This window comes from Salipiger sp. ABF4_146, from assembly GCF_056161345.1.
Genome location: NZ_JBSWYX010000053.1, coordinates 1 through 6523 on the forward strand (window position 1 = coordinate 1; position 6523 = coordinate 6523).

7 protein-coding genes are annotated in these 6523 nt (G+C 54.4%); 2 read left to right on the forward strand and 5 right to left on the reverse strand.

Features of this window, described 5'->3' with window-relative positions:
* The first annotated feature begins 433 nt into the window (after positions 1 to 433).
* Positions 434 to 1972: a hypothetical protein gene (locus ACXAJT_RS27320; protein ID WP_475242106.1), complete on the forward strand. Its 1539-nt coding sequence runs from the start codon at positions 434 to 436 to the stop codon at positions 1970 to 1972.
* Between the two features lie 73 nt (positions 1973 to 2045).
* On the opposite strand, the gene ACXAJT_RS27325 is transcribed toward ACXAJT_RS27320, so the two are convergent.
* The 5 genes from ACXAJT_RS27325 to ACXAJT_RS27345 form a co-directional block, all read right to left on the reverse strand.
* Positions 2046 to 2843, reverse strand: coding sequence for an RES family NAD+ phosphorylase (locus tag ACXAJT_RS27325; protein WP_475242108.1), 798 nt, complete (start codon positions 2841 to 2843; stop codon positions 2046 to 2048).
* Complete coding sequence (locus tag ACXAJT_RS27330; RefSeq protein ID WP_475242110.1) at positions 2800 to 3186, reverse strand: antitoxin Xre/MbcA/ParS toxin-binding domain-containing protein; 387 nt, start codon at positions 3184 to 3186, stop codon at positions 2800 to 2802. Before ACXAJT_RS27330 ends, ACXAJT_RS27325 begins: the two co-directional genes overlap by 44 nt.
* 178 nt (positions 3187 to 3364) lie before the next feature.
* Complete coding sequence (locus ACXAJT_RS27335) at positions 3365 to 3856, reverse strand: helix-turn-helix domain-containing protein (RefSeq protein WP_475242113.1); 492 nt, start codon at positions 3854 to 3856, stop codon at positions 3365 to 3367.
* A 37-nt stretch (positions 3857 to 3893) separates the two neighbouring features.
* Positions 3894 to 4583 (reverse strand): replication initiation protein, encoded by a 690-nt coding sequence (locus ACXAJT_RS27340; RefSeq protein ID WP_475242116.1) that lies wholly within the window; start codon positions 4581 to 4583, stop codon positions 3894 to 3896.
* A gap of 291 nt (positions 4584 to 4874) precedes the next feature.
* Positions 4875 to 5570, reverse strand: a complete 696-nt coding sequence (locus ACXAJT_RS27345; protein ID WP_475242118.1) for a recombinase family protein — start codon at positions 5568 to 5570, stop codon at positions 4875 to 4877.
* Between the two features lie 339 nt (positions 5571 to 5909).
* Here ACXAJT_RS27345 and ACXAJT_RS27350 point away from each other — a divergent pair, with 339 nt between their 5' ends.
* Positions 5910 to 6083, forward strand: a complete 174-nt coding sequence (locus ACXAJT_RS27350) for a hypothetical protein (RefSeq protein ID WP_475242121.1) — start codon at positions 5910 to 5912, stop codon at positions 6081 to 6083.
* The last annotated feature ends 440 nt before the right edge of the window (positions 6084 to 6523 follow it).

Sequence of the window (6523 nt, forward strand, 5' to 3'; positions counted from 1 at the left end):
CATTCCTCGGCGTGCCGATCGTGATCCCACACATAAACGCCGCGAAACGTGATCCCACACATAAACGCCGCGAAACGTGATCCCACACATAAACGCCGCGAAACGTGATCCCACACATAGGTTCTACTGAGCCAAGCAGGGCATAGCCGAAAGACGTCAGGTATAGCGTCTATCAGGGCCGTAGGGAGGACCTTCGGTTATCTTGTGTGGGTGGGGGTGCTGTACGCGCAAGCAGGTCTCTACGTGGCTAAAATCGGCCTCTGTGGCGATGGTATGAGGGTACGCTCTGCCGATCTGTCGGTGCGGCATTTCTAGCCAGCCTTGTTCCACTAGTAGATACACTAACTAATGTAGTAATATCAGTTACTTGATTGGATATTCTGTCTGCATTATAGAGATGGAAGCCCCTCTCCCCCTTCCTCTGGATAAAAGCTTGACGAAATCTGCCGAAATCTCCGCTGAACAACTGGCTGAACTCGAACGTATGGCCGAAACCCTGACGCCCCCCTTTCAGGGGAAGCCGTCCCGTGATGTTCGTCAAAATTTCCCGCTGTTTCCGGAACTTAGGGGGTCCGATCCCTACCGGCACAAGCTGGCCGACGCTGCTGAAGTCCTCTACGGCATGATCCAGAAGGACGAGCGTGTTCAGGCCAATTTCAACAAGCCGGTTCATCTGCTTGGCAGGGACCGTGGCAAGTTGGACGTTCTGCCGGACCGCCCGAAGATCGCACATCGCTTCGCCTTGGAACTGCTTCTGCACAGCATGGCCCATGCCCTGTCCCGTCCGCTGACGAAAGACCTGGATGGAAGGGAGACCCGCCGAAACTTCGTGGCTATCCCGCTGGACAACAAAGCGTTCTCGAAACCGCCGTTCAAGATCCCCAACCTCAACCGTTCCGTTTTCAGGACCATGGTCTATGCCCTCGCGATCTTTGACCCGGATAGGCAGGGCAAGCCGTGGCTCGAATACGTTTCCCCGATAAACTATCCCGGCAACGCGAAGCGAACTTGCGTGATGGCTGACACGCCCCTCCGCGAATGGATGTTCAGCCACGGCTTGATCTTCCCGTACCATCCGGACGGCCCGTCCCTGCGTAAATCTAAGTCGGCGAAGAAAGCTCGGAAGTCCCCGCTGTGGGTGTCCTACAAGGGCGAGACGAAAGATGCGGACACGACCTACGCCCCGCTTGATCGCCCGCTGTATGACGAAGAGGAAGTTCTGCCCGCGATCAATGCGGCTCTCGGCAAACAGAAGCTCGCCTGCCGGTTCGACAGTTACGCCGAATACGACAAATATTACGACTACCGCGAAGGCCGCCCGAAGACCGCTCTGGGCGGGAACAAGCGCCTCTATCGCCAGTTCTCCGAAGAGGATGGCCGGGGTGGTCGTCTCTACGGGCATTGGGTCCAGTACATGCCGTCCGAACTCCGTCGTCGTCTGACGATCAAAGGCAAGCCCGTAGCCGAACTGGACTTCGGAAGTATGCAGCTCGCTCTGCTCTACGCGATGGCGGGTGTTCCCGTGCCAGACGTTAAAGACCTCTACGACATGCCCGGCATGAACTTTCCCCGGGAAGATATGAAAATGGTCCTGACGCTCTCTGTCGGCAACGCCACGAGGCAGAAGACCGAGCGTGCTATTGACGGAAGACTTCGCGATGAGCAGCGTTCGAAGTCGGGGCTGGCCAAGAAGCTCTATGACGAGTTCTGGTCCCACCATGAGGCAGCAAACCCGCACCGGGTCAGCGGTGCCGAAGATCCTTGGATCGCCCTGCAACGCCTCGATAGCCGTATCGCCCTTCGCATCTTGGCCCGACTGCTCGGTCACGGCATTACCGCGATCCCCGTCCACGACAGCTTCATCGTTGAAGATCGCCATAAGGAGACGACACGTCAGGTGATGCTGGAAGTGTTCGCCGAGTACTGCCCGGGTACGCCCGTACGGGTGAAGATTACGCCAGAAGGTGCATGAAACCGCCAACACACCTGTACGGGGGGGGTGTCACCCCACCGGTTTCCGGCGTGCATAAGGGGTTATGAGACGACTAAGTAAAGTCCACTCCTTTGAAGCGACGATCTCCCATCGCGGCAAGATCATCGAAGCTCAAGGACAGTCGAACCTTTGGGAATTCGCAGGCCATTTTCATGCCATTACGGTCGCAGAGAATGTTCCATGTTTGCTGTCGGCTGGGCTGGTCTTCGCTGAACGCTGTCGGAGTAAGAACGGCTACGTTCTTGCGAACTTTGGGGTCCCTGACGCTGTTAAACAGGATCACTTCTACACCGGCAGAGCGTGCTTCTTTGGCCAGTTTTTGACATTCTCGATAGTCATCTGGATTTTCCCACGCGTCTGCGAACTTCGAAAGCTCAGGGTGTTGGGTGAGGTCCAGAACCTTGGTCGACGAAATTTTCGAAGAGAACGCTGTGTACGACAGTGCATTCTTCGGGAGACGAAGGCCCGGGGACTCACTGAAAAACAACGCACGGTAAAATGCACTCTCGTACACAGCTGTTTCTACGTCGTGAGCTGCATAGAAGACGCCATCTGGAGTACCTGCTTCGCGGAACCGGGAGCCACGATCGTTTGGCGAAACTCCCACGGCCGCATCGTACCGAAAGGGGGTCATTCTTAGATAATCAAGGTGTTTAGCGGCCTCGGGGATCGGGGGTTTAGTCCCCTCCAAGATGTCTTCCAACACGCCTTGCTCATGCCAGTCATCGACAAGCGAAGTAGTGGCGACCTGATGTTGTGCCTCAACAAGCCGCCACACTTCAAAATCTTCAAGGGCTACGAGACCGTCATACGACTGACCTTCGAGCATCCAAGTATTTGCAGACTTCATTAAGTCCCCCGATTGTCTTCATCAGCTCCAAGGGCTTTCCTCGAAGCGCAGTATTCTCTCTTCGGAGCCAGTCCTGAGCGGACTGTTGATCTCCACCTACGATGGCGAACAAAGAGCGATATACACGAACGAAAAACGCCGAGAATTCAAACTCTTTGTTGTTTTCTTTGAGGACGTAATCACCGGCTTTAATGCGCGTTGCTGTTGCTGGGCTTACGCCGATGATTTTTGCCAATTCTTGTCCGTTCACTCCTAACCACTCAGCGGCTTTTAAGAGTGCTTTCGTAAGTACCTTCTCCCTTTCCGACCCCACGTTCTTGGGGACCCTGTGCTGCTTGGGCATTTATGGACACTCCACCTATCTTGCTTCCTTGGACGTGGCTGCCACCACGTTCATTCCCTAGGAAATTTTTGATTAATTATTTTTCTTAGGAAAGAACTAACATACCTCGCTGAGGTTGCATACTAATTTTTAAGTATATGATTTTAATGAATAAAAATAATATTTTCGATGATCTTCGTCACTTCTTACCGAAGATCCACTCCAGCACCCCCTGCTTCCGCTGCGCTTCGCGGAGCAGTTCCATGGCCTGCTGATAGTCCGCGTCCCGGCGATCTAACTGGACCTGATGATCAGCCTTCAATCCCTCGATCTGTTCGCGCTGGGAGGCTCGCTCTTCGGTTAGCATTTTGGCCAAATCATCTGCCCGCTGTTCTGCCGCCTTCAACTGCTCTTCAAGGCGGGCAATAGTGATACTTGAGTGGTGATCGGTATCACTGGGGGTATCTGATGATGATCTGGTGGGTGTATCACGTTGGTCCAGCCATGAACGCAAATCATCTTGCGAGATCAACCAGTTGTTGCGGTTGTTTCGCGTTGCTTTTAAAGCCATTTTTTCGATAGCGACCATGATGGTACGGCGTGATACGCCCGCCTTATCGGCAGCTTGCTGAGGTGATAGCATGTGGTCGCCTTTGTGGTCGTTCCAGTGATTTTTGGGTGATCGTACCATGGAGAGTATCACCTTAGGCTATGCCGAATGCCGCGGGCTAGAACAGCTGCCCTTGCGGGTCACGATTGTACTCAAACCGCAGAGAGTGAACCTTCCGACCTCGTTTGATGGGCTTCCAGTCGATGAGCCAGCCATCCTTTGCCCGAAGTTCCTCAATGGCGGGTTCAATGACAAAGCGACGTGTTTGAGCGAAGTTTGCTCGATAGCTTTTCGGTGTCTCCATGATTAGGTGGAACTCTTCCACTTCGACCTGCCACCAGCTCTCAGAAGCTGGCCGGTGAAGCCTTTCGAGTTGTTCCAAGAGCCTCCACGAGTAGACAGACCGCAAGGCACTGGTTTGAGCGAGATGATACTTCGTAAACTGCGCGCGGAGGTCGGTCAGGTACGGAGCGATCTCTGGGTTAAACTTGATCGCGACCCAACCTTCACCCACGGCATAATCAGCGCGAGAGAGCCACGGGTACTTCGAAGTGATTTCGATGCCCTTAGCGCCGCTTTTATGCATCACGATAGACCGTTTCAGGATGTCATCTGATGCTCTCTTGAGGTCGGCGTATGCGTCTTTTGGGGAAATCCCAAACATCCCGCCGTAGTCTTCCGCAGTGATGCGGATCGCCTTGTCAGGGAGAGCCTTTGCTCGTGGGTTAAGGCGCGCCACCGCCAACATAACCAAACGCTTCTGAACTAGGCTCAGTTGCTGAGCCGATTGAACGACTGCGTTACTCATGGACACAGACACCTTGGACGGCAGTTGAGACTTCGCAGCGGTCAAATGTGAGGTCTTTCCGGTTATTGTGAGAGGCGTTCGACAGCACACAGTAACCGAATTTTGGTCGCTCGCCAGCCTGTGGACGAAGCAGGAAATTTCTCACATCTAGCAGGAAATTTCTCACACCAAGCAGGAAATCCCTCACAAATGCCCTGATTTTTTCCATTTCAGCCAGCTGCTTAGGCCTATAAACAAGAGAAAAACAAGAAACAAAGGTCCCGTATACGGATACCAACCAATGTTGAGGGGTTAGGGATTTCCTAAATGGGTTTTTATCCGCTTTACAGTCACGGCTTGCCACTGTCCGCGACCGCTAGGCGTCGGAACACCACGCTGGTTCAATTGCCGTGCCAGTTCTCGCAGGCTCATAGAGCCGTCAGGGTCGATCTCCTGTAGGACGTGAGCCTTATCCGCTGCGATGGCTTGTGCCTTAGCCTGATGCGCCTCACGGGCCTTCTGAGCGTCCTCTGGCGTTCCTCTGCGTCCAACGAAGGTGCCGTCCCGATAAGCCCCTAACTGCGTTCCACGGGCCTTAGCGGCAGCCAGAGCCTCTTTCGTGCGACGACTGATCTGCTCCCGCTCCTGTTCAGCCACCAGCGCCATGATCCCCACGGTGAGCCGGTTGGCTTCCGGCATGTCAGCTGCAACGAAGTCGATGCCTGCCCGCTGTAGGCCTAGAAGGAAATGAGCATCACGAGCGAGGCGATCCATCTTCGCTACGACCAGCTTCGCGCCATAAGCACGGCACTTCGCGATGGCTTCTTGCAGCTGAGGTCGATCAGCCTTTTTGCCGCTCTCAACCTCGACCACCTCAGCGATCAACTCCCACTGCCCGCCATTCAGGAAGTCCGTGACTGCCTTACGCTGAGCATCGAGGCCTAAGCCGGATCGTCCCTGCCGGTCAGTAGAGACGCGCAAATAGCTGACGAACTTCGTATCTGGCACGGTCAACCTCAAACGTTACACTTCATCATACGAGCGTAAGATGAAATGTAACGGCAGTAAATGCCTAATGAGGTAAGATTGAAAAGTTACCCACCTAGTAAGTTAAAGTTAGCCACCTAGTAAGGTGTAGAGTAAGCATATAATTTTTTTTAATAGTTTCAGCTACTTGAAGTTTTGCTAGTCATTCAAGTGCAAGCACAAGGGGCAATTACTATTTAACAGGGTGGAACCAAGCTTAAATTGTTTCGTGTGCCTGCGGAAACGTCATGCGGGTGAAGATAAGGGAAGGCCCAGCTTGGCGGCCCCGGCCTTCCCTCTTTTGATTGAAAGGGAGCTGGTATGCAGCCTGACAACCATGAAAGCGAAATGGGGATTAGTTCCGCACATCGCAAGTCTGACCATAGCCTGATCGTGAGGTGGGGCAAGTCGGCCTTCGAAGCGACCGGCCACGGCGTGTATGTTCTGCCGCTTGTTTTGCTGATCCTTTTCGCTGTTGGGGTCTTCTGGCCGTGATCTTCGGGCTGCACTGAGGATCGTCTCTGGTGCAGCCCTGATGACGCTTGGAGCAGAGGGCGAGTGCCTACCCGGGGGTACCCCGTTCCCGTACATGGCTAAGACCACGGATAGGGCGTGGAGCTTGTAACCCCACTCAGCCTATGCGCCGTGTTCGATGCTTGCCCTGCACCGAGGGCTTTCGTCATTTGAGCAACGCACGGGAGCTTTCGTCATTTGGGGGACAGCTGCACTGCCCCACCAGAGCCGCATAGCAGCTCGAGGAAGGGCGTAGGCTCCGGTTCTCTTGCCCCCTCGCCCAAAAGGCGAAGGCACGCTCTACGGGCAGCATACAGCCTCTCTTGGGCTTCATTCCTCGGCGTGCCGATCGTGATCCCACACATAAACGCCGCGAAACGTGATCCCACACATAAACGCCGCGAAACGTGATCCCACACATA